Source organism: Microbacterium sp. 2FI (assembly GCF_005502885.1).
In the GTDB taxonomy this organism is placed as follows: Bacteria; Actinomycetota; Actinomycetes; order Actinomycetales; family Microbacteriaceae; genus Microbacterium.
This window is the reverse complement of record NZ_SCMR01000021.1, coordinates 45,086-66,150: the sequence shown is the minus strand read 5'-3', so window position 1 is coordinate 66,150 and position 21,065 is coordinate 45,086. Positions and strand designations below refer to the sequence as shown.

Annotated in this window: 19 protein-coding genes and 1 tRNA gene; 5 read left to right on the top strand and 15 right to left on the bottom strand. The window is 69.0% G+C overall.

Going from position 1 to position 21,065, the window contains the following annotated elements; genetic code table 11:
- Positions 1-10 precede the first annotated feature (10 nt).
- From FFS15_RS15155 to FFS15_RS15130, 6 genes are all read right to left on the bottom strand, one after another.
- The gene (locus tag FFS15_RS15155; protein ID WP_249354107.1) at positions 11-994 is read right to left on the bottom strand and encodes an oligopeptide/dipeptide ABC transporter ATP-binding protein; all 984 of its coding nucleotides are present in this window, start codon (positions 992-994) and stop codon (positions 11-13) included.
- Positions 991-1,995 (bottom strand): ABC transporter ATP-binding protein, encoded by a 1,005-nt coding sequence (locus FFS15_RS15150; protein ID WP_137845879.1) that lies wholly within the window; start codon positions 1,993-1,995, stop codon positions 991-993. Before FFS15_RS15150 ends, FFS15_RS15155 begins: the two co-directional genes overlap by 4 nt.
- The gene (locus tag FFS15_RS15145; protein WP_137845878.1) at positions 1,992-2,894 is read right to left on the bottom strand and encodes an ABC transporter permease; all 903 of its coding nucleotides are present in this window, start codon (positions 2,892-2,894) and stop codon (positions 1,992-1,994) included. The genes FFS15_RS15150 and FFS15_RS15145 overlap by 4 nt, the downstream gene beginning before the upstream one ends.
- Entirely contained in the window at positions 2,891-3,856 is a 966-nt protein-coding gene (locus tag FFS15_RS15140; protein ID WP_137845877.1) for an ABC transporter permease, read from the bottom strand. Before FFS15_RS15140 ends, FFS15_RS15145 begins: the two co-directional genes overlap by 4 nt.
- A gap of 24 nt (positions 3,857-3,880) precedes the next feature.
- Entirely contained in the window at positions 3,881-5,578 is a 1,698-nt protein-coding gene (locus FFS15_RS15135; RefSeq protein WP_137845876.1) for an ABC transporter family substrate-binding protein, read from the bottom strand.
- Positions 5,579-5,727: 149 nt separating this feature from the next.
- The gene (locus FFS15_RS15130) at positions 5,728-7,572 is read right to left on the bottom strand and encodes a prolyl oligopeptidase family serine peptidase (protein WP_137845875.1); all 1,845 of its coding nucleotides are present in this window, start codon (positions 7,570-7,572) and stop codon (positions 5,728-5,730) included.
- A gap of 164 nt (positions 7,573-7,736) precedes the next feature.
- On the opposite strand from FFS15_RS15130, the gene FFS15_RS15125 reads away from it, so the two are divergent.
- On the top strand, positions 7,737-8,453 hold the full coding sequence (locus FFS15_RS15125; RefSeq protein ID WP_137845874.1) for a TetR/AcrR family transcriptional regulator: 717 nt from the start codon (positions 7,737-7,739) through the stop codon (positions 8,451-8,453).
- A gap of 28 nt (positions 8,454-8,481) precedes the next feature.
- Here FFS15_RS15125 and FFS15_RS15120 read toward each other — a convergent pair whose 3' ends face one another.
- The 5 genes from FFS15_RS15120 to FFS15_RS15100 form a co-directional block, all read right to left on the bottom strand.
- Positions 8,482-9,498 carry a M20 family metallopeptidase gene (locus FFS15_RS15120; RefSeq protein ID WP_137845873.1) on the bottom strand — a complete coding sequence of 339 codons (1,017 nt, stop codon included), beginning with the start codon at positions 9,496-9,498 and terminating at the stop codon, positions 8,482-8,484.
- A gap of 83 nt (positions 9,499-9,581) precedes the next feature.
- Positions 9,582-10,457 (bottom strand): alpha/beta hydrolase, encoded by an 876-nt coding sequence (locus tag FFS15_RS15115; RefSeq protein WP_212743176.1) that lies wholly within the window; start codon positions 10,455-10,457, stop codon positions 9,582-9,584.
- Positions 10,458-10,547: 90 nt separating this feature from the next.
- Positions 10,548-11,387 (bottom strand): rhodanese-like domain-containing protein, encoded by an 840-nt coding sequence (locus FFS15_RS15110; RefSeq protein WP_137845872.1) that lies wholly within the window; start codon positions 11,385-11,387, stop codon positions 10,548-10,550.
- 178 nt (positions 11,388-11,565) lie between these two features.
- A tRNA-Arg gene (locus FFS15_RS15105) sits at positions 11,566-11,638 on the bottom strand.
- 138 nt (positions 11,639-11,776) lie between these two features.
- Positions 11,777-12,355 (bottom strand): asparagine synthase, encoded by a 579-nt coding sequence (locus FFS15_RS15100; protein WP_137845871.1) that lies wholly within the window; start codon positions 12,353-12,355, stop codon positions 11,777-11,779.
- A 112-nt stretch (positions 12,356-12,467) separates the two neighbouring features.
- Here FFS15_RS15100 and FFS15_RS15095 point away from each other — a divergent pair, with 112 nt between their 5' ends.
- Positions 12,468-13,316 (top strand): SDR family NAD(P)-dependent oxidoreductase, encoded by an 849-nt coding sequence (locus FFS15_RS15095; protein WP_249354105.1) that lies wholly within the window; start codon positions 12,468-12,470, stop codon positions 13,314-13,316.
- Between the two features lie 140 nt (positions 13,317-13,456).
- Here the strand turns inward: FFS15_RS15095 and FFS15_RS15090 are convergent, their stop codons facing one another.
- Positions 13,457-13,891 (bottom strand): YdeI/OmpD-associated family protein, encoded by a 435-nt coding sequence (locus FFS15_RS15090; RefSeq protein ID WP_137845870.1) that lies wholly within the window; start codon positions 13,889-13,891, stop codon positions 13,457-13,459.
- 117 nt (positions 13,892-14,008) lie between these two features.
- Between FFS15_RS15090 and FFS15_RS15085 the strand changes: the two genes are divergently transcribed.
- The 3 genes from FFS15_RS15085 to FFS15_RS15075 all read left to right on the top strand — a co-directional run bounded on the left by FFS15_RS15085 (position 14,009) and on the right by FFS15_RS15075 (position 15,396).
- Positions 14,009-14,206, top strand: a complete 198-nt coding sequence (locus FFS15_RS15085; RefSeq protein WP_137845869.1) for a hypothetical protein — start codon at positions 14,009-14,011, stop codon at positions 14,204-14,206.
- Positions 14,207-14,386: 180 nt separating this feature from the next.
- The gene (locus FFS15_RS15080) at positions 14,387-14,806 is read left to right on the top strand and encodes a DUF4383 domain-containing protein (RefSeq protein ID WP_137845868.1); all 420 of its coding nucleotides are present in this window, start codon (positions 14,387-14,389) and stop codon (positions 14,804-14,806) included.
- Between the two features lie 2 nt (positions 14,807-14,808).
- Positions 14,809-15,396: a hypothetical protein gene (locus FFS15_RS15075; protein ID WP_137845867.1), complete on the top strand. Its 588-nt coding sequence runs from the start codon at positions 14,809-14,811 to the stop codon at positions 15,394-15,396.
- A gap of 24 nt (positions 15,397-15,420) precedes the next feature.
- Here FFS15_RS15075 and FFS15_RS15070 read toward each other — a convergent pair whose 3' ends face one another.
- From FFS15_RS15070 to araA, 3 genes are all read right to left on the bottom strand, one after another.
- A complete protein-coding gene (locus FFS15_RS15070) occupies positions 15,421-16,365 on the bottom strand; it encodes an aldose 1-epimerase family protein (RefSeq protein ID WP_137845866.1) in 945 nt (314 codons plus the stop codon).
- A gap of 154 nt (positions 16,366-16,519) precedes the next feature.
- Positions 16,520-19,498: an immunoglobulin-like domain-containing protein gene (locus tag FFS15_RS15065; RefSeq protein ID WP_137845865.1), complete on the bottom strand. Its 2,979-nt coding sequence runs from the start codon at positions 19,496-19,498 to the stop codon at positions 16,520-16,522.
- Positions 19,499-19,544: 46 nt separating this feature from the next.
- Positions 19,545-21,056 carry an L-arabinose isomerase gene (gene araA / locus FFS15_RS15060; protein WP_137845864.1) on the bottom strand — a complete coding sequence of 504 codons (1,512 nt, stop codon included), beginning with the start codon at positions 21,054-21,056 and terminating at the stop codon, positions 19,545-19,547.
- Between the last annotated feature and the right edge of the window lie 9 nt (positions 21,057-21,065).

Here is a 21,065-nt window from a genome sequence, read left to right as displayed (position 1 = left end):
TGGTCGAGAGTCAGAGGACGTCGCGAACGGCTGGATAGTGGCACGCGACGCGCTGGCCGCCACCGAGGTCGACGAGTGCCGGCTCCTCGGCCGCGCAGCGATCGGTCGCCTTCCAGCAACGTGTGCGGAACCGGCACCCTGAGGGCGGCGCCACCGGACTCGGAACGTCACCGGTGAGCACGATCCGCTCGCGTGCGCGTTCGATTCGCGGGTCCGGAACGGGGATCGCCGACAGGAGCGCCTGTGTGTACGGATGCATCGAGTGCTCGTAGAGCGTGTCAACCGGCGCCTCCTCGATCAGCTTTCCGAGGTACATCACACCGACGCGATCGCTCAGATGCCGCACCACGGAGAGGTCGTGTGCGATGAAGAGATACGTCAGCCCCAGATCGCGCTGCAGATCGTCGAGCAGGTTCAGCACTCCGGCCTGGACGCTCACGTCGAGCGCGCTCACCGGCTCGTCGAGCACGATGACCTCGGGTTCGACCGCGAGAGCTCGGGCGATCCCGACGCGCTGACGCTGTCCGCCCGAGAACTCGTGCGGATAGCGATCGGCGTGCGCGGGGTTGAGGCCGACCATGTCCAGAAGCTCGAGCACGCGCGCCGATTGGCCCCGACGGTGCAGTCCGTGGATGGCGAGCGGCTCGGCGAGCGTGTCGCGGATGGACTTGCGGGGGTTGAGGGAAGCGTAGGGATCCTGGAAGACGAACTGGATGCGGCGCCGCAGGCCCCGCAGCCCCGTTCCGCGCACGCGGGTGATGTCGACCTCGTCGAGGTGGATCGCTCCGGAGGTCGATGACTGCAGCATCGCGACGCTGCGACCGAGCGAGGACTTCCCGCATCCGGACTCGCCGACGAGTCCGAAGGTCGTACCGCCGGCGACGGACAGAGTCACGTCCGAGACCGCATGCACGACCTCCTTGCTGCGGCTGAAGAGGCCGCCGCCGACCGGGTACTCCTTGACGAGGTTGTCGACAGACAGCGTGGTGCTCACAGGACCTCCTCCCGCCATTCGCCGACTCGGACGCAGCTGACCGTGTGCGTGCCGCCCACATTCACGGGAGCGGGCACCGCGACATCGCAGCGACCTGCCACCGCGTAGGCGCAGCGCGGCGCGAACCGGCACCCGTCCGGCCACCGAGTCGCCACCGGCGGCTGACCGGGGATCTGGTAAAGCCGTTCGTCGCGGGACGATCGACGATCGAGCCGCGGCAGCGATGCGAGCAGCCCCGCAGTGTACGGGTGGCCGGTCTCGTAGAACAGCGGGTCGACGTCGGCGGCCTCGACGACGCCGCCGGCGTACATGACGATCACGCGATCGGCGATCCCGGCGACCACGCCGAGGTCGTGCGTGATCACGATCACCGTCGTGCCGGTGCGACGCTGCACCTCCCGCAGCACCTCGAGCACCTGTGCCTGCACCGTGACGTCGAGCGCGGTCGTCGGCTCGTCGGCGATGAGCAGGTCCGGCTCGTTGGCGATGCTCATGGCGATCATCACACGCTGCCGCATGCCGCCCGAGAACTCGTGGGGATAGCGCTCGATCCGCTTCTCCGGCGCCGGGATGCCGACCAGCTCCAGCAGCTCGATCGCTCGCGCGCGGCGCTGCTCGCGGGTGGTCTCCGGGCGATGGACGCGCACCGCTTCGATCAGCTGATCGCCGACGGTCGCCACGGGGTTGAGCGCTGTCAGCGCGTCCTGGAAGACGATCGCGACCTCGTTGCCGCGGACCTCACGCAACTCGTCGTCCGAGAGACCCACGAGTTCACGGCCGCGAAGCTTGATCGAGCCGGTGATGACGGCACTCTTGGGCAGGATGCCCATGATCGCCATCGCCGTCATCGACTTGCCCGATCCGGACTCCCCCACGATTCCGAGCGTCTCGCCGGCGTGCAGGTCGAACGAGACGTCCTCGATCGCGCGGGCCGAACCTGCGTCGGTCGGAAAGGTGACCGAAAGGTTCGCAACCACGAGCAGCGGAATGTCGGCGTTCACAGGTTCTTGCCTTGCGGATCGAGGGCGTCGCGGAGTCCGTCGCCGATGAAGTTGACGCACAGCACCGTGACGAGGATGAACAGGCCGGGGAAGTAGAGGAGGTACACCTGCGGGGTTCCGACGTAGCCGGCGGCCTGGCTCAGCATCGAGCCCCAGCTGGTCTGGGGAGAGCGCACTCCGAAGCCGAGGAAGCTCAGCGTCGACTCGGCGATGATCGCCGACGCCACGGCGAGGCTCATCGCGACGGCGATGACACCGGCGAGGTTCGGCAGGAGGTGCGACACGATGATCCGCAGGTTCGATGCGCCGATTCCGCGGGCCGCCTCGATGAAGTCCTTCTCGCGGAGCGAGAGCACCTGGGCGCGCACCACACGTGCGATGTAAGTCCATCCCAGGGCCGTCAGCGCGAAGACGATGGTCACCGGCGATGCACCCAGGCCCTGGATGATGACCGCGAGCAGGGCGATCGCGGGAACGATGAGAAAGAGGTCGGTGATCCGCATGATGAGCTCGCCGACCCACCCGCCGGCGAAGCCGGCGGCAGCGCCGAGGGCGGTGCCGACCACCGTCGCGAGGAGGGCGACGCTGAGCCCGATCGCCAGGGAGATCTGCCCCGCGTAGAGGATCTCGCTCAGGTAGTCGCGGCCCAGCTCGTCGGTTCCCAGCCAATGCTCCGCCGACGGCGGAGTGGGCCCGAGAAGAAGGTCCTGCATCCCCTGAGGGTACGGAGCGATCCATGGCGCGCCGAAGCACACGATGAGGAGGACCGCGAGGACGACGAGGCTTGCGAGCGCGAGCCTGTGGTGGACGAATCGCTTGATCAGCTGGCGGGTCGACCCGCCGGACACCGGCTGCTCGGAGAGGAGCTCCTCCGCGCCGGTGAGTCCTGCACCGCTCATGACAGCCTCACTCTCGGGTCGAGGATCGCGTAGCCGATATCGGCTGCCAGGTTGCACAGCACCACGGCGACCGCGACCACGATCATCCACGGGAGGAGCACGAACACATCGCCGGCGACCAGCGATTGCAGGAACAGTCGTCCCATTCCGGGGATCGCGAAGATCTGCTCGGTCACGACGAGACCGCCGATCAGGATGGCCGCATCGAGGGCGACCACGGTGACGAACGGCGCCAGCGAGTTGCGGACGGCGTGGCGCCAGATGATCTGCCGGCGGGGCACGCCCTTCGCGCGAGCGGTGCGCACGTAGTCGCTCGAGAGCGAGTCCAGCATGGCGGTGCGTCCGAACCGGCTCCAGGAGGCGACCAGCGCGATCATGAGCGCCGCCACCGGGAGGATCAGGTGGCGGACATAGTCGACCACGCCGACATCGGATATCGGCGGCAGGCCGATGAAGAAGAGCGGCGGCTCGTCGAGGCCGAACGTCTCCTTGGGCCATACGGCGAGCGCCTGGATGAGGATCAGGCCGAACCAGAAGGCCGGCATCGCGATGCCGACGTACGACGCACCGGTGAAGATCTGGTCACCGATGGAGTACTGCCGGACGCTGGAGTAGACGCTGATGCCTCCGGCGACGAGAACCGCGGCGAGGAGCCCCCAGAACGCGAGCTGAAGCGTCGGCCACAGCGCGTCACCGATGAGCGGAAGCACCGCGGTGCCGGTGCGGGTGCTGGTGCCCCAGTCGCCCGTGACGAAGCTGCGGAGCCACAGGAAGTACTGCTCGAAGATCGTTCGCTCGAGTCCGAGTCGCTCGATCTCGCGCTGCAGGGCGCTCGGATCCGACGTCTGGCGCAGCTTCGCGAGCGGATCGAAGGTGGCGCGGACGGCCCAGAAGAGGATGAAGGATGCTGCGAGAATCACCGGGAGCGAGTAGAGGACCCGCCTCGCGATGAAACTGAACATGATCTCTCCTGGGCCGAACCGGCGTCAGCCCGCGAGGCCCCAGGCCGCGAGGTTCCAGAAGGGACCGTTGACGGGGTTGATCTCGAGCGGCCCTCCCACCTTGTCACTCCACAGCAGCACGAGCGGCACGGTGTCGAGCGGGAGCGAGGGAACGTTCTCGGCGATCACGGCATCCGCCTCCTTCGACGCGGCGACGCGCTTGTCGATGTCCAGCTCGGTGTCGACCTGAGACAGCAGCGGGTCGAGCTCGGGGATCGACACCCGGTAGAAGTTGATGCCCGAGAACCCGTTGTCTGCGGAGGGGATGTTCGACGAGAGGAATGAGGAGCTGAGCGTGGGATCCGCGAAGGTGTCGACGATCGCCCACAGCCCCGACTGGAAGTCACCCTCCGGCGCGATCGCCCCGAAGAGATCAGCGGGGGTGACCGCGTTGATCGTCATCTCGAAGCCCGCCTCGGCGAGCTGGGACTGCAGCACCTGCGTGGTCAGGTCGCGCCGCTTGTTTCCGGCGAGAGTCTCCATCGCGAACGCCGCGGTCTGCCCGTCCTTCTCCCACATGCCGTCGGAGTTCTTCGACCATCCGTCGCCCTCCATCAGCTCGGCGACCATGTCGAGGTCCTTCGTGTACGCCGAGAAGTCGTCCCCCGCATACGTCCCCACGATCGGGCTGTTGAAGCTCTGCTGGGGCTGGTCGATGCCGAGGCTGCCGAACAGCCGGTCGACGATGGCCTCGCGGTCGATGGCGTATGCGACGGCCTGTCGCACCGACTTCGAGTCGAAGGGGAAGGCTGCATTGTTGAACCAGATCGCCTCGAGGGACGCGCTCCGCGAATCGATCTGCGAGTTGATCCCCGGCAGGCCGGCGTCGATCTGACTGATCGCGTCGAGCTGCGGCGAGGGGTAGAGGACGTCCACCTGGCCGCTCTTGAGCGCCTGGAAGGCCGCGGTGGTGTCGGGCAGGAACAGGAACGTGACCTTGTCGAGCTTCGGCTTGTCACCCCAGTAGTTCTCGTTCGGCACCAGCGTCGCTGACGTGCCGCGCACCCAGGATTCGATCTTCCACGGCCCGCCGCTGAAGTCGTAGCCGTTGGCCATGATGGCAGCGCGATCCTTGCCGTCGAGGATATGGGCCGGCATCACGCCGTACACGCTGAACAGCGATCGCCATCCCGCGTACGGGGAGTCGAGAGTGACGACGACCGTCTGCGGGTCGGACACGTCGACGGCCGTGATCCGGTCGTAGCCGGTCTTGTCGAAGATGTCGTCACCGTCGCGGATCTGCAGCGCGGTGTACTCGAAGTCGGCAGACGTGATGGGCGTGCCGTCCGACCACACGGCGTCGGGGTTGATCTTGTACGTGATGGTCATGCCGTCGCCTGCCGCCACGGCGACGGGCTCCTCGGCGACGAGGGATGAGGGGACGGGCGTCCACTCATCCGCGACGAGTCTCGTATCGAACACCGACGGCATGGTGGGGACCTGCATGATGTACGTGCCCCAGATCGAACCCGCGCAGGTTGCGATCCAGTCGACGCAGTCGGGCTCCTGCTCGGCACCGATGACGATCTCGCCCCCGGTCTGGACGTCGGTGGCGGCGGGTTCCGGGGTCGATCCGCCGGCCGAGCATGCGGCGAGCGAGCCGACGAGCGCGAGCGCCGAGACGGCGGCGATGATCGCGCGGCGGGAACCGGACAGAAGACGGTGCTGCGATGACTTCAGCATGTGAGAACTCCGTGATCGTGGGAGATGTCGGGTGCGATGTTCGGCGGTGACGCCGGGTCGGTGGTCCGACTATAGATCCGCCGGCAACCCTTTAGCAAGGGTTATAGTCAACGTTATTGATTAGAGATCCGGATGCTGCGGATCTCGGCTCAGGGCATGCTCGAGTCCGCCCAGCTGTCGCCGCCGATCGCACGCAGCGCGAGGTCGGTCATGCGACGCTGGTCGTGCTCGAGCATCGCGAGGCCGGTGGGTTCATGACCACCCTCGAAGACGTCCATCACGACGTCGCCGCCGCGGGCGGCGAGCTCGTCCACGAACCGCTGGACGCCCACGATCGGCGTCCGCGTGTCGATCGAGCCTTGATTGATCCACACCGAACCCTTCACATCCCCGACATAAGTGAGCGCAGAGAATCGCTCCACCATCTCGGGCGGCACCCAGCTCGACCACACCGTGCGCACCGCGGGATTCATCGCCGCGATCGCGGCCGACCACTCCGCGACCGCCACGTGCGCGAGCCCCCCGGCGAACAGGTCGGGGAGCCTTCCCACGCTCAGCAGCGTCAGATGACCCCCGAAGGACGCACCCGTGATGAACGTGCTCGCGGGATCTGCCAGACCCTTCGCCCGCAGCCATGCCACGGCCGCTTCGACGTCTTCGATCTCGCGGTCGCCGCCCGAACCCCAGAATCCTTCACGGAAGGCGCGACCGAATGTCACCGAGCCCCGGTAGTTGAGGGATGCGTAGGCGAACCCGGCGTCGAGCCATGCCTGCGCCGACGGATTGTAGGCGTCCACCGCGACGAGATTGGGCCCACCATGCACCTCGAGCACGGTGCCGACCGGTGGCGCCTCCCGCGGGACGCCGAGCCAGAGCTGCACCCGGGTGCCGTCGCTGCTGTCCACCATGGTCGAGCGCATCGACACCCCCGGTGGCACGGCAGCCGGCTCGATGAGCGATCGCGCATCGCCGGACTCGGAGAGCTCGATGATGTGGAGGGGCACATCCCAGCTCGAGCGGACCGCGCGCACACGGCCGTTCGGGGCGAAGTACGACGCCCACTGGAACGGATGCAGGTCCGCGACATCCGGATCGGCGAAGCTGCCACCCTCGAGCAGCACTCGGACGGCGGCGCCTTGCTCCGAGATCTCGAGCAGACGATGCCGGCCCTCGTCGACGTGGAGCGCGAGCACCCGGCCGGTGGCTGCGTGCCAGTCGAGCGGCATCACCTCACCCCGAAGCTCGGGCAGTGCGTAGTCGACGCGTTCGCCGGAGCGCACGTTCCAGGTCGCGGGTCGCGCGAACCCGCTGCGCTCGGTGCTGACGAGCAGGCGATCGTCGCCCGCGACCGACGAGAAGCGCACTCCTCGCACCGGGCCGTCGGGCATATCGTTCAGCACGGCGACCGTCTCGAGCGTGCGCGTGTCGACGACCGTCAGCGCGGGCCGGCGCACCCCGGGATTGTGATCGGTGGTGTCGACGGACACGAGAGCCGAGTCGGGCGAGATCTGGCCGTACCACGCCTCGATCGGGCTGCTGTAGACCACGCGGGGATCGCCCCACGGTCGCGAGGGAATGACGAGGACGTGGAAGCCCGCCTCATCGACGACGGTCGCGACGATGGCCGACCCGTCATGGCTGGACTCCAGCCCCCGCAGCACGAACGGCTCGCGACCCGGCGTGAGGTCGACGACCTCCGAGCCGTCGACAGCGGTCGCGATGAGCGATCCGACCTCGGAGCCGCCGCCGTCGTCGAGATCGATGATCCACCGACCGTCATTGGTGATGAGCGCACCGACGCCGACCGGGAAGGGAAGCAGGTCTGAAGGGGCCTCGCCGGCGCGCCAGATCCTCGCGCGCGACCCGTCGCGATGATCCTCGACGAGCAGGGCGATGTCCTGCTCACCGACAGCCGGACGAGCTGTGAGCAGATGGGGCACGGCGAATCGCTCGCTCAATGCTCTCGACGGAAACTGGGTTCGAACATCGACCATTCTGCATCCCCTATCACCATAGTCAGGTTGGTTGACTATAACATTGGCTAAGATGGCGGTGTCGTGCAATGGCGATCGTCGACATCGACGACGCCCGATGCGTGGTGGGATACCGTGAATGCCAGCCGCCGTCGCCGCCGGCAACGGCCGAAGTGGAGGTTCAGATGGTGGCACAGAAGGCGTCGGAGACGAGCAAGCCTCCGAAGGCCGCGACCAAGTCAGGTCGCCCGCGCCGCGCCCGCGACTCGCTCAGCCGCGAGATCATCGTCGCGGCAGCCGAGGCTGTGGTGGAACGAGACGGTCTGGACCGCCTGACGTTCCAGGCGATCGGCGAGGAGCTCGACGCCCACCCGACCTCGATCTACCGGCACTTCCGCGACAAGGACGAACTGCTGCTCGCGCTCATCGACACGCTTCGCGCGCGGTCGTACAGCGGTGCGATGGTGGCGACCGACGACTGGATGGCCGACCTTCGGGCGCAGGCGCACCTGATCCACGACCACTACCTGCGCTATCCCGAGTTCGCGCTCCAGATGGCGTTGCGCCGCCCGACGGACTTCATGTCGATGGAGTTCTCGATCGGGGCCCTCCGGCGAGGCGGATATGGACCCGAACAGGCCGCGCTCTATGCGCGGGCACTCGGCCAGCTCATCCGTTCGGCCACCAGCATCCAGGCGGCATTGACCGTCCTGCCCGCAGACGTGCAGGAGGCGGACGATCTGACATGGCAGATGGACTACCGACGCCTCGATCTCGATGCCTACCCGAACATCGCATGGGTCGGCGGCAACCTTCCCGGCATCCGCGACCCCCGAGCGTGGGAGACCGCTCTCGACCTGCTGCTCGAGAGCATCGAGCGGCACGCGCCCGCGTCGAGCTGACGTCTCGCACTCGCAGGGTCGGCGACCCTCAGCGCGGCTCCGCCGCGACGAGGTCGATGATGCCGGCCACCAGATCGATCCTCTCCAGCGTCGAAGCGAGCGACACCCACTCGTCGACGGCATGCGCGCCGCCGCCGTTCGGCCCGAGTCCGTCGAGCGTGCGAGCACCGACGGCTGCCGTGAAGTTGCCGTCCGACGCGCCGCCCGCCGACACGGCATCGAGGTCACTCTGCCCCAGGTGCGCGGCGACGGAGCGGGCCGTCGCGAGCAGCTCCTCGGACGACGCACGCTCCATCGGCGGCCTGTTGACGCCTCCGGTGACGACGACTCCGACGTCGGGGGTGTGCGCCCTCAGCGCCCGCATCGCGCGATCGACGCGTTCCAGCTCGGCGATCGTCTCCGCGCGCACGTCGACCCTCAGCTCGGCGTGATCCGGGATGACGTTCGTCGCCGTCCCGGCACGAGCGACCGTCGGGTTGACGGTCGTCCCGCGCTCCTCGTCGGCGAGCGCAGGAAGGGCGAGCACCTGGTGCGCAAGCTCCGTGAGAGCACTCCGACCCGCCCACGGCTCGAGGCCGGCGTGCGCGGAGCGACCGTGGACGTCGAGCCGATACATGCTGCCGCCGCGGCGCGCGACCTTGAGCGCGCCGGCCAGACTGGGCTCGAGCACGAGCACCGAGCCTGCGCGCGCGGCCTCACGCTCGATGAGGCCGCGCGAGGTCGACGAGCCCGTCTCTTCGTCGCTCGTGAGCAGCACAGCGACGTCGCGCGCATGTCTCGCCGTGGCGAGCGCCTCGGCCATGATCACGACGCCCGACTTCATGTCGAAGACTCCGGGGCCCGTGAGCCGGTCGTCGTCGCGAGCGAACGGCCGCCCGATCAGCGTGCCGAGGGGGAACACAGTGTCGAGGTGGCCGAGGAGCAGCAGTCGCGGAGCCTGTCCCCCGGGCCACAGCAGATGCGTGATTCCCTCGACGCTCTCGACCACGGCATCGCCGAGGATCGGCTCGAGCCAGGAGCGGACCAGCACGTGCGCCGCGGTCATACCCCCCGCGTCGCCCGTGGGCGTTTCGATGGAGACGAGGGCCTCCAATCGCGAAAGGACGCGGTTCACGCGATCAGAGCCCGTCACCACGAAAGCTCCCCGAGAAATTCCATGAGCGCCGCCGCCGTCGGGTCGGGCGCTTCCTCGGCCAGGTAGTGATCGGCGAGCACCGAGCGCCCGCGGATCGAGGTGGCGTAGTCCCGCCAGACCTCCACGACGTCGAAGTTCGCGCCGACGTAGCTCTCGCTCCCCCACAGCGCGAGCGTCGGAGCGTCTACCCGGCGGCCGGCGCCACGGTCGATGCGGTCGTGATCCAGATCGGTCGTCGCGGCCGCCCGGTAGTCGGCGCACGAGGCACGGATCGTGTCGTGGTCGAAGCAGCGTTCGTACTCCCGGTACGACGCGGGCAGTCCGCCGGCCACGCTGCGCCCGGTGAAGCGGCTGCGCAGCCAGGCCTCCGGCGCGGCATCGATGAGGGCCTCCGGCAGCCCGTCGCGGCGCGCGAGGAAGAACCAGTGGAAGTAGCTGGTCGCCATGGCGCGATCGACGTTCTCGAACATGTGCAGCGTCGGGACGATGTCGAGCACCGCGAGTCCTGCGATCGCCGCGGGATTGTCCAGCGCCAGGCGATGGCCGACTCGTCCGCCGCGATCGTGCCCGACCACGGCGAAGCGCTCGAATCCCAGCTCGCGCATGAGGAGAAGCTGGTCCCGCGCCATCTCGCGCTTCGAATAGACCTCGCCCGACGGTTTCGCGGAGTCGCCGTAGCCCCGCAGATCGCTCGCGACGACCGTGTAGGAACCGGCGAGCGTGGGCGCGACGGCATCCCACATCGCCTTGGTCTCGGGGTATCCGTGCAGCAGCAGCAGCGGCGCGCCCGCGCCGCGGACGTCGGCTGCGATACGGACCCCATCGCAATCGATCGAGACCGATCGCCGTTCGGAGAGTGGTTGCATCATTGCCCGCATTTCTCTCGATGCGAAAGTCATCGTCATTGACTATATCAATGACAATGTTGTCGCACACCCCTGTCGCCGGGGAATCGTGGACTATCGATCACGTTCGACGATCGGAAGATCGTCGCGACGCGACCACTCGCTCCAGGAGCCCACATACAGGGCGGCGTCGATTCCTGCGATCGCGAGGGCGGCGACCTCCTGCGCACCAGCCACCGCCGCACCGCAGTAGACGGCGACATCCCGACCCCGCACGACATCGAACTGCAGGAACCGGTCGCGAAGCTCCTCCGGCGAGCGGAACCGGCCATCGGCGGTCAGGTTCCCAGAAGCCGGGGCGGATACAGCGCCCGGGATGTGTCCGGCACGAGGATCGAGCGTCTCGATCGATCCCTCGTAGCGCGCCGCGCTCCGCGCATCGATCAGAATGCCGTGGGTCGGCCAGTCGCGCACCCCTTGCCAGTCGACCACCGGCATGGCACCGAAGCGCGCGACGGCGTCTCCGCCGGGCCGCGGGCTCATCGCACCGCGCTCGAGCATCAAGCCGGCGTCGACCCAGGCCGCGGTGCCCCCGTCGAGTATCCGGGCGTCGACGCCAGCGTGACGCAGCACCCACCACGCGCGCGCAGATGCCCTGCCGTCACCTCCGTCCGTCGCCACGACCGCCCCGCCCCGACTCACGCCCCACGCCTGGAGTCGGGCTGTCAGCGCCGCCGCCGTCGGCAGCGGCAGGCGCCCCCTGCTGCCGGGCGGCCCCGCCAGGTCTCGGGCGAGCTCCACATCGCGGGCACCGGGAATGTGGCCTTCGCCGAAGAGACTCGGTCCCCGGCCGCCACCGAGGACCCAGCTCACGTCGATCACGGTCACCGGGGGTCCGGCAGCCTCTCGCTCGAGCTCCCGCGCAAGGTCCGGGGCCTCGATGAGCGTTCGCATCCGTCCATCCTGCCTGGTTCCCACCGGGGCGGATCGGGGTTGAGTGGAGAAGCGGACCTGGGCGGGGGACTGCTCCGGTGCGGATCTCGACGTCCTGTCGAGGATCGGGCGATCCCCCCGGGAGAAACAGAAAAAGCCCCTCGCGGGGCTTCTTCCGGTTCACTGTCTCAACACAGTGTGCGCCCGAAGGGACTCGAACCCCTAACCTTCTGATCCGTAGTCAGATGCTCTATCCATTGAGCTACGGGCGCATGGTGCACGCTCTCGCGCACACCAGCGTCTAGATTACCCCACGGTCGGCCGCGGGGCGAATCGAGGGCGGGATGCCGGAAACCCGGGCGTGTCCGACCACTGAGGCCCCGCCGCAGCATCCCGAAACACCGAGAGGCTCACGCCTCGGCGGCGTCGCCGTCGGCATCCGGGCCCGCCGTGAGCGCACGCCGATGCGCCGCCAGCCGCGGCAGATCGACGAGGCGCAGCGACTGCATGCGGGCGCCGCGCATCATGTCGTAGTCGGGGTCGAGATCGGGCCGCATGCCCTCGACGTTGAGCCGCCGCTCGAGGTTCGCCTCGACGTCGCCCCACGCGGCATCCCTCGCCTGCTCGACGATCACGCGGATCGCGTGCGGGTCGTCGGCCTGCTGACGGAGCGCCTTGGCGACGCCCATGTACTGGCGGTAGCGACGGCGCAGGTTGCGCAGGTCGCGGTCCCGGTAGTCGTGCGTGCCGTCGGGGTCGGTGAACTTGCCCCACGCCTTCTTTCGCTGACGCTTGGCGAGGGCGGCCGCGGCCTCCTGCTCTTCGGCGAGCGCGACCAGGGTGTCGTGGGCGAACGGCGAGAACAGCGTGACGTCGAAGGGCTCGTCGTGCGCGATCGTCTCGACGAGGATGTGATTGCGCACCGAAAGGCGCGCCGCCGCGGCCGCGATCGCGACCCCCTCGGCGATCGCCTCTGCTGTGCGTCCCACCAGCCGCACCTCCTCCACAGATGAGGCTATCCGGTCAGCCGCGCGCGCCGCGTCGGCGAGAATCGTAGACGGTGCCGGCGACGACGCGACGGCACCGACGGAAGGCAGACAAGTGGCGAAGAAGCAGCACCTCGACGTGCGCGGCAAGACGACGGTGATCACGGGAGCGGCGAGCGGCATGGGCGCCGACATCGCGCGCGAGCTCGAGCGCCGGGGCGCGCGGCTCGCCCTCCTCGACCGCAACGCCGAGGGCCTGGCCGCACTCGCGTCGGAGCTTCAGGGCACCGGCCACACCACCCACGCGGTCGACCTCACCGACGACGACGCGGTCTTCGCGCTCGCGGCCGAGATCGAGGCGGCGCACCCGCACATCCAGTCGCTCATCACGTGCGCAGGATCCTCGATGCTCGGCAGCATCGAGCAGCTCACGATGGCCGAGATGCGCTGGCTCATGGACGTGAACCTGTGGGGCACCGTCAACATCACGCAGGCTCTGCTCCCGGCGATGCGCCGGCAGCCCGCCGCCCACATCACGCACCTCGTGTCGATCTACGGCCTCGCCGCCCCCGCCGGGCGCATCCCCTACGCGATGAGCAAGTACGCGGTGCGCGGGTTCACCGAGTCGCTGCGGCACGAGCTCGAGGACTCCCGTGTCACCGTCGGCGCGATCTACCCGGCGGGCGTCAAGACCGGCATCATCCTGCACGGACGCTACGCCGCCGCGCTCGATCCCGCGATCGCGCAGAGGGCTGCGGCCGCGCAGGCCGCGATGTATCACACGGAACCGGCGGATGCCGCGCTCCGCATCGTCGAGGCCACGATCGCCCGCCGGCCCCGCACGATGGTGGGGCGCGAAGCGCGTCTCGTCGACGTGCTCACCCGCATCACGCCCACCCGGTATTGGGGGGCCATGCGCAAGCCATTGCGCGCCGCGATCGACACGACGACCCCGATCGCCTGACCCCCAGGCATCCATCGCCGAAAGCGACGCAGAACGCACTCTGATACGGCTCGCGCAGCACTCTGTGTCGTCTCGGCGCTTGCGCTGCGGCATCCCATGGCCGAGACGACGCGAATTGCGCTCAGACGCGCGCGAACACCTCAGCCGCCGAGTTTCGCGACGATGGCCGCGACGCGACGCGCTCGCGTCTCTGCGGCCTTCGCGCCCTCGACGTTCGTCACGTGCGCCTTCTTCGCGCTCGGCGCGAGCGCATCGAACGCGTCCCGCACTCGTGCCGCGTCGAGAGCCGCGGCAAGGTCGTCCGGAACCTCGACCGTGCGCGGAGCCGTGTCGAGACTCAGCTCGACCGTGATCGCGTCGCCGCCGGCAAGTCCCGTCGTGGCGCGCTTGTCGGCGCTGAACGCGATCAGGTAGCGCCCACCCATCGACGCGACCGTGCTGCGATACGAGTAGTCGTCGTTGACCGTGACGTTGACCGCCGGACGCCTGCCGCCGCCGAGCTCGTCGAGGATCTCGGGCGGCACCTCGATGCCGGTGTTGTTGCCGACGAGGAAGAGTGTCGTCTCGAATCGCATGGATCGAGTGTGGCACCGAACGCGTAGCAACCCGAGCCCTCGTGCGCAACCCCCCTGCTGGGATCCGACCCCCGACGTAGCGTCGAAGAACACAGTCCTTCACGAAGGGAGCAGATCATGGGATTCCTTGATGACGCGAAGCAGACGGCCGAGGCCGTCGGCGAGAAGATCCAGGACACGTGGGAAGACACGACCGACCGCATCGGCGACAAGGCTGATGAGAAGAAGGCCGACGCCGAGGTGAAGAAGGCAGAGGCCGAGCGCGACTCGGTGCGCACACGCAACTCGATCAAGGAAGAGCTGCGCGACAGCTGATGCGCTGATCCGCCCGGCGCTCTTCCCACGCGGCAGAGCCCGGCACCGACGCGGTGGGCCTCGGAGAGTACTCCGGGGCCTTCTGCGTGGTCGGGGAGGACTCGTCCAATCCGATCCCCCGAGGCATCCGAACAACACGGTGACGCGGCACCCCGCCGCCACGAAACAAGGAGGACGCTCATGCGCTCGTCACCGAACCGCCTCGTCGCCACGATCTTCGGCGCCGTCTACCTCGTCGTCGGAGCCCTCGGCTTCGCCGTCACGGGCGGCGTCGGCTTCGTCGCGACCGAGGGTGGACTGCTCCTCGGGATCTTCGAGGTCAACCCCCTCCACAACGTCGCCCACCTGCTCATCGGCGGCGCGCTGCTGGTCGCCGGGCTCTCGTCGGCGGTCGCCGCCAAGACGGTCAACGTGATCGTCGGCGCCACCTATCTGCTGCTCGGAATCGTCGGGTTCTTCCTCGTCGGCACCGCGCTCAACATCCTGGCCCTGAACACCTTCGACCACTTCCTCCACCTCGCCAGCGCCATCGTGCTGCTGGGTGTCGGACTCGCCGCCGAGCGCAACGCTCGCGCCGAACTGTCGAGCCGTACGGCCTGAACATGTCCATCATCGCCGCGACCGCCGTCCCCGTGACGGAGTCCGAACCGCGCTCCGCGCACGGCTCGGCCACGGTCGCCGCCCCCACCTCCGCTCCCTCCTGGGCCGCCGTCGCGGCCTGGGGAGCGGGTCTGGTCGAGCTCGCTCTCGGCGCAGGAGCCCTCACGGGCGCAGACGGGAGCGGTGCCGCCCGGGGGGCCGGCACCGCTCTCGTCATTCTCGGTCTCGCGTCCCTCGTCTGGGGCGTCGCAACTCTCATGCGAGGACGCCTCGTCACTCCGCGCTTCGCCATCGGCGCAGCTCTCGCCGGCATGGTCGCAACAGCCGTCGCCCTCATGGCCGACCCGTCGCGCACGAGCGTGATCGCCGTGGTCGCGGCATCCGTCCTTCTTCTGGCCTGCTCGCTGGGAGCCGCGCACGCCCTGCGCACGGGAACGGCGACGGATGCCGGCGCCCCGCGCCTGTCGGTCCTCTTCGTCACCGCGGTGATCGTCGCCGGCGTCGTCACCCCCGCGCTCGGAGCCACCGAGGCCGGGCGGCTCGCCCCCGACCACGGCGAGCACTCCGTCGTCGATCCCGGCCACCACTGACGCGGCCGACGGGAAGACGCGCGATCAGGCGATCGCGGCGATGCGCCAGGATGCCGTGGCCGACGCCTCGGGCTCGATCACGATCAGGCCCGCGTCGTAGGGGTACGCGTCGGCGTTGAAGGCATCGGGCGCGCAGGTCATCGGCTCGACCGCGAGGCCGATGCGCGAGGAGTCGGGATCGGGCTTGTCGGCGGTGTGGATCTGAACCCACGGGCAGGCGGCATCCCACGACATCTCGACCCCGTGGCCGGCAGCATCCGTCACCCGAACCGTCGCCGTACCGTCGGCGTCGCGGATGAGGCCGGTGTACGCGTGGTCGATCTCGGCCGTCGCGATCAGCCGCGCCTCACGGAAGTCGAAGCGCTCGGGCTCGTCGGCATCGACGGCCGCGACGTCGGTCGGGATGAGGCGGTCGGGCGTGACGGCGAGCACGAGTTCCGCCGGCAGCTCGAGCGTCCACTCGTCGACGCGACCCGCGCCGGCGACGAGGTAGGGATGGGGACCCGTGCCCCACGGCGCGGGGCTCTCCGAGTCGTTGCGCGCCGTCACCGACTGCGTGAGGCCGTCGGGCCCGAGCGAGAAGGTGGTGGTGACGATGATCCGCCACGGGTACGCCGTCTGGGCCGGGATGACTGCCGCGAGAGTGACGTGGTCGGGACCCTTGTCGATCGCCTCGAAGTCGAGCCACGTCGCGAGCCCATGGAGGGCGTGCGAGCGCGCCGGCTCGCTGAGGGCGAGCTGGCGCTCGACGCCGCCGAACGCGTACTTTCCGTCGACGACGCGGTTCGGCCACGGGGCGAGGGTCGCGCCGCGGTGGGCGGGGCGCACCTCGTCGGCCTCGAACGGCACGACGAGGTCGCGGCCGTCGTAGGTCAGCGAGCGCAGCGTCGCGCCGACGCTGGCGATGACCGCCTCGTAGTCGCCCGCGCGGAGCGCGTGCTGGGTGCCGGACATCGGGGTACGTGCCATGAGTTTGAGATTCCCTGCGTCGAGTGGGTGGATGCTGGTCGTGGATGAGCGGTCTTCACAGTATCGGCGGGGCCGGGGCCGAGCCAGTCGGTCGGCCGTCGCCCGCTGCACGGCGAAGGGCCCGCGGCGCTGCGCGGGCCCTTCGCTGTCGGCGCTAGCCGCAGGTGACGGGTGCCACCGTCACCTGGCCGCTGTAGCTCTGCCCGCCCGGGGCGGTGGCGGTCACCGACACGCTGTCGCCCGGGAATGCGGCGATGCGGGTCGTGAACGACGCCGAGCTCGCCTTGCCTACGGCGACCGTGAGGGTCTTGCTCCCGTACGCACCGGCGAGGGTGACGGTCGCGGCGACGTCGTCGGCGTTGGTCACCGTCACGACCTCGACGACCTTGCCTGCCACACAGCGAGTCGTCGCCACGGCCGTGAGCTCGAGAGCCACCGACACGGCGGCCGACGTCGACGGGCTCACGAGTCCGTCGCGGTAGCCGTCGTAGTGGGCAGTGACGCTGCCGACGCCCGCCGGCACGGCTACCTGCGCCACGCCCCCCTCGAGGTCGACCGTCTCGCTCCAGGCGCCGCCCGAGAAGGTGACGGTGCCGACGACGTCGCCGCCGTCCGCGGCCTCGACTTCGGCCGTCACGACGCTGCCTTCGGCCGTCGCGGTGGTGGTCGACGCGACCGCGGCGACGGGGCTCCAGGTGTTGAGCCCCGTGAGCACCGACTTCGACACGCTCACGAACGAGCCGTGGCGAGGACTCGCCGGCAGCCCGCCCGCGGGCCGGACGACCCACTCTGCGCGCTTGGACAGACGGTCGCTCTGGGTGCTCGATGCGATCGCGTCGGCATCCGTGAGGAAGGCGCGATAGCCGCCCGCACCGTAGTTGTCGACGAGGAAGACGTAGCCGTCCCCCTCGGCGGTGTTGTTCGGGTCACCGGCGTTGAGCTTGACGATCTCCGGGCCTTCGCCGACCTGGTTGGTCTCGAGCCTCGTCATGTAGGTGTCGGTGAGCTGCCACGTCGTGTCGGGGTCGGCCGTCCAGCTGGACTGCGTCGTCGGCGCGGTCAGCACCTTCGAGCGCTCCAGGAAGATGTCCTTGCCGATCTCGAGAGCTCCGGCGGCGCCGTTGTCCTCGTTCTTGGTGAAGCGGTAGTAGAAGTCGTCGATCTTCGTGACCGTCGAGTCGATCCGCGCGTACCCGGTGTCCTGCCACATGGCCGGCGGGTAGGTGAACGTCTTGAAGTCGCGCGTGAGCACGTAGAACATGCGCGCATGGCCGGGGCCGCTGGTGTGCGTCACGTCGTTGTACAGGCGCGACGCGAAGAACACGACGTACGACTGCAGGTCGTCGTCCCAGTACGCCTCGGGCGCCCAGGTCATGCCGGCTTCGGGCTGGTTGATCGTGATGCCGGTGTTCTGACCGTTCGTGCGGACCCAGCTCTTCATGTCGGTCGACTCCCACACCTCGACCTTGAGGCTGCCGTTGGACTGCGCAGCCCCCCAGTCGCCCGTGCAGCCGATGCAGAGGTCTGTGGCGATCATGTAGTACTTGTCGCCCTCGGCGGAGCGGATCACGTACGGGTCGCGAAGGCCAGTCGTGTCGGCGGTCGACGTGATGACCGGGTTGCCGCCGTTCACCGGCGCGAATGTGAAGAAGTCGTTGCCCGACGTCGCCGCCTGATAGATCTTCTCGTCGTTGTCGGCCTTGAAGTACGCCGCTGCGTAGCCGGCATCGGGTGCCCAGCGGCCCTTCTCAGCGACGGCGACCGTGAAGGTGCGCTGCGCCGTGCTGCCGTTGAGCGTCGCGGTGGCGGTGAGCGTCACCGAACTGTCGCCCTCGCCGTACGCGGGACGCTCGACCAGTCCGCCGCCCCGGAACGGGTCGGCGGCACCGACGGCCGGTGCGGTGTACGCCGCGTCGGTCGGAGTCACGAGCGCAGCGTCCGACGACGTCCACGTGATCGCGGCGCCGTTGACGGCACCGGTGGTGATCAGGGGCAGGTTCTCGGTGGTCCGTGCCGTCAGCGAGATCGCGTCGAGGTCGGCCGTGAGCACGGGCGCCTTCACGATGACGTCGAAGGTGATCGTCGTGCCGAGCCCCGTCGTGGCGGTCACGGTGACAGGAGTGTCGCTGGTGAGCGTGCTCCGCGAGACCACTCCGGTGTTCGACACCACAGCGGTGTTGGAGCTCGCCCAGGTGAGCGAGACGCCGTTGGAGGATGCCGGGAAGGTCAGGTTCTTCGTGACCTCCTGAAGCGACGGGTTGGCTCCGCGGACCGTGGACTGGATGTCGAGACGGATGATCCCGTCGGTCGCGGCGGCCTTCTGCGCGGCGGTCGGCATGCTGTCGGTGACCTCCTGCGGGGTGAGCGCGACATCCCAGAACTTGATGTCCGTGACGTCGGCCTTCACGAGCGCGTCGCCGGTGTACAACGAGCGGCCGATGTATCCGAGTACGCCGGTGGCCGGCACGATGGCGCTCATCACCTTCGTGTGGGTCACGGTCGACATCTGAGTGCCGTCGCGGTAGAGCGTCAGCGTGTTGCCGCTGCCGACCAGCGTGAGCGTGGTGAATCCCGGGTTGAGCGGACCGCCGTCGGGAAGTCGCGTCTCGCCGTTTCCGCTGTCCTTCACGCGGATGCCCGCGAGCACGCGGCCGCTGGGGGCGTCGGCGGAACGCGGGTTGACGAACACGTGGTTCCCCAGCTGCGTGGTGTTCCAGGCGCCGATGCCGTTCCCGATCACCCAGCCGAACTGGTTGCGCGCGGTCTGCGTGGTAACCGTGTACTCCACGGTGAAGCTGTTGTCGGTGCCGGTGACCAGGCCCTGCGGGAGCGAAGCGTAGCCGTCGCCGTTGAACCGCAGCACATTGTCTCCGGCGAGGTTCACGAACGAGCTCGCACCGAGCCCCGTGAGTGTCGCGTTGCGGCCATTGCCCGACACATCCAACAGCGACGTACCCGACGCGGACATGTCGTAGTGGGCAGTCGGGGCCGGAACGGCGGCCGCGTTGGCGGCCGCCGGAGCGGAGAGCCCGATCGCCGTGACGGCGAGCGCGCCGATCAGTGATGAGGCGATCGCCCGTCGGATGGTGCGCCGCGGCGCACCGGTGCGGGACTGGGTGGGTCGTGATCTCATCGGTGAGAACTCCGTCTCTTCATCGGGTGGAGTGGTGAGGCGGGCGTCAGAGGCCCTGGGCGAGTCGGTAGTAGGCCTGGTTCCAGCGGAGTTCGCGCTGGAAGCCGCGGACAGTGGTGTCTTCGTCGATGACGACGAGTTCGGTCTTCGCGATCTCGGCGAAGTCGCGGAAAACGTCGATGCCGACGGCGGTCGTCATCACGGTGTGGTGCGCTGCGCCGGCGGCGAGCCAGCACGCCGCCGACGTCGCGAAGTCGGGGGCGGGCTCCCACACGGCACGGCCGACGGGGAGCTTGGGGAGGTCGGGGGCGTCGACGTTCTGCACGACGTTCGCGACCAGGCGGAACCGGTCGCGCATGTCGCTCATCGCGACGACGAGAGCGGGACCGGCGTCTGCGGTGAAGACGAGCCGCACCGGGTCATCCTTGCCGCCGATACCGAGCGCGTGCACCTCCAGGCGCGGCTTGGCCGACGTCAGCGACGGCGAGACCTCGAGCATGTGCGCGCCGAGGATGCGCTCCGCGCCCGGGACGAGGTCGTAGGTGTAGTCCTCCATGAGGCTCGCGCCGCCCGGGAGGCCCGCGCCCATGACGTTCGCGACGCGCACGAGGATCGCGGTCTTCCAGTCACCCTCCGCGCCGAAGCCGTAACCCTCGGCCATCAGACGCTGCACCGCGAGACCGGGAAGCTGCTTCAGCGTGCCGAGGTCTTCGAAGCTCGTGGTGAAGGCGCCGAACCCGCCCTCCTCGAGGAAGGAGCGCAGCCCCAGCTCGATCGCGGCCCCGTCACGCAGGTTCTGATGCCTGTCGGCGCCCGGAAGCAGCTCCGCGGCGACGTCGTACTCGGCGAGATACACCTCGACGAGAGCGTCGACGTCGGCATCCGTCACCTGATCGACGGCCGCGACGAGCTCGTTCACGCCCCACGTGTTCACCTGCACGCCGAAGCGCAGCTCGGCCTCGGTCTTGTCGCCCTCGGTGACCGCGACGTAGCGCATGTTGTCGCCGAAGCGGGCGAGCTTCAGCGAGCGGGATGCCGCCCAGCCGGCCGCTGCGCGCTGCCAGTCCTCGACCTGCTGCAGCACCGCAGGGTTCGACACGTGGCCGACGACGGTCTTGCGGGCGACCCCGAGGCGGGTCTGGATGTACCCGAACTCGCGGTCGCCGTGGGCGGCCTGGTTGAGGTTCATGAAGTCGAAGTCGATGTCGGCCCACGGCAGTTCGACGTTCGCCTGCGTGTGCAGGTGCAACAGCGGCTTCTGCAGCGCATCCAGGCCCGCGATCCACATCTTCGCCGGGCTGAACGTGTGCATCCACGCGATCACGCCGATCACGTCGTCGCGGCCGTTCACCTCGAGGGCGAGGCGACGGATGCTGTCGGAATCCTTCAGCACCGGCTTCCACACGACCTTCACGGGCAGCCCGCCGAGGCCGTCGGCGACCGCCTGCGACTGCTCGGCGACCTGGCGGAGCGTCTCTTCGCCATAGAGGTTCTGGCTGCCGGTGACGAACCAGACCTCGTAGGCGTCAAGGGTGGTGGCGAGAGGCGTGCGGGTCATGAACGTGTT

Bases quoted from the DNA above. Each gene is read 5' to 3' on its own strand.
- FFS15_RS15125 (WP_137845874.1), top strand. From the start codon at position 7,737: ATGGTGGCACAGAAGGCGTCGGAGACGAGCAAGCCTCCGAAGGCCGCG.
- FFS15_RS15090 (WP_137845870.1), bottom strand. From the start codon at position 13,891: ATGCGATTCGAGACGACACTCTTCCTCGTCGGCAACAACACCGGCATC.
- FFS15_RS15130 (WP_137845875.1), bottom strand. From the start codon at position 7,572: ATGGTCGATGTTCGAACCCAGTTTCCGTCGAGAGCATTGAGCGAGCGA.
- FFS15_RS15075 (WP_137845867.1), top strand. From the start codon at position 14,809: ATGTCCATCATCGCCGCGACCGCCGTCCCCGTGACGGAGTCCGAACCG.
- FFS15_RS15135 (WP_137845876.1), bottom strand. From the start codon at position 5,578: ATGCTGAAGTCATCGCAGCACCGTCTTCTGTCCGGTTCCCGCCGCGCG.
- FFS15_RS15115 (WP_212743176.1), bottom strand. From the start codon at position 10,457: ATGATGCAACCACTCTCCGAACGGCGATCGGTCTCGATCGATTGCGAT.
- FFS15_RS15080 (WP_137845868.1), top strand. From the start codon at position 14,387: ATGCGCTCGTCACCGAACCGCCTCGTCGCCACGATCTTCGGCGCCGTC.
- araA (WP_137845864.1), bottom strand. From the start codon at position 21,056: ATGACCCGCACGCCTCTCGCCACCACCCTTGACGCCTACGAGGTCTGG.
- FFS15_RS15110 (WP_137845872.1), bottom strand. From the start codon at position 11,387: ATGCGAACGCTCATCGAGGCCCCGGACCTTGCGCGGGAGCTCGAGCGA.
- FFS15_RS15065 (WP_137845865.1), bottom strand. From the start codon at position 19,498: ATGAGATCACGACCCACCCAGTCCCGCACCGGTGCGCCGCGGCGCACC.
- FFS15_RS15145 (WP_137845878.1), bottom strand. From the start codon at position 2,894: ATGAGCGGTGCAGGACTCACCGGCGCGGAGGAGCTCCTCTCCGAGCAG.
- FFS15_RS15120 (WP_137845873.1), bottom strand. From the start codon at position 9,498: ATGACCGCGGCGCACGTGCTGGTCCGCTCCTGGCTCGAGCCGATCCTC.
- FFS15_RS15140 (WP_137845877.1), bottom strand. From the start codon at position 3,856: ATGTTCAGTTTCATCGCGAGGCGGGTCCTCTACTCGCTCCCGGTGATT.
- FFS15_RS15085 (WP_137845869.1), top strand. From the start codon at position 14,009: ATGGGATTCCTTGATGACGCGAAGCAGACGGCCGAGGCCGTCGGCGAG.
- FFS15_RS15070 (WP_137845866.1), bottom strand. From the start codon at position 16,365: ATGGCACGTACCCCGATGTCCGGCACCCAGCACGCGCTCCGCGCGGGC.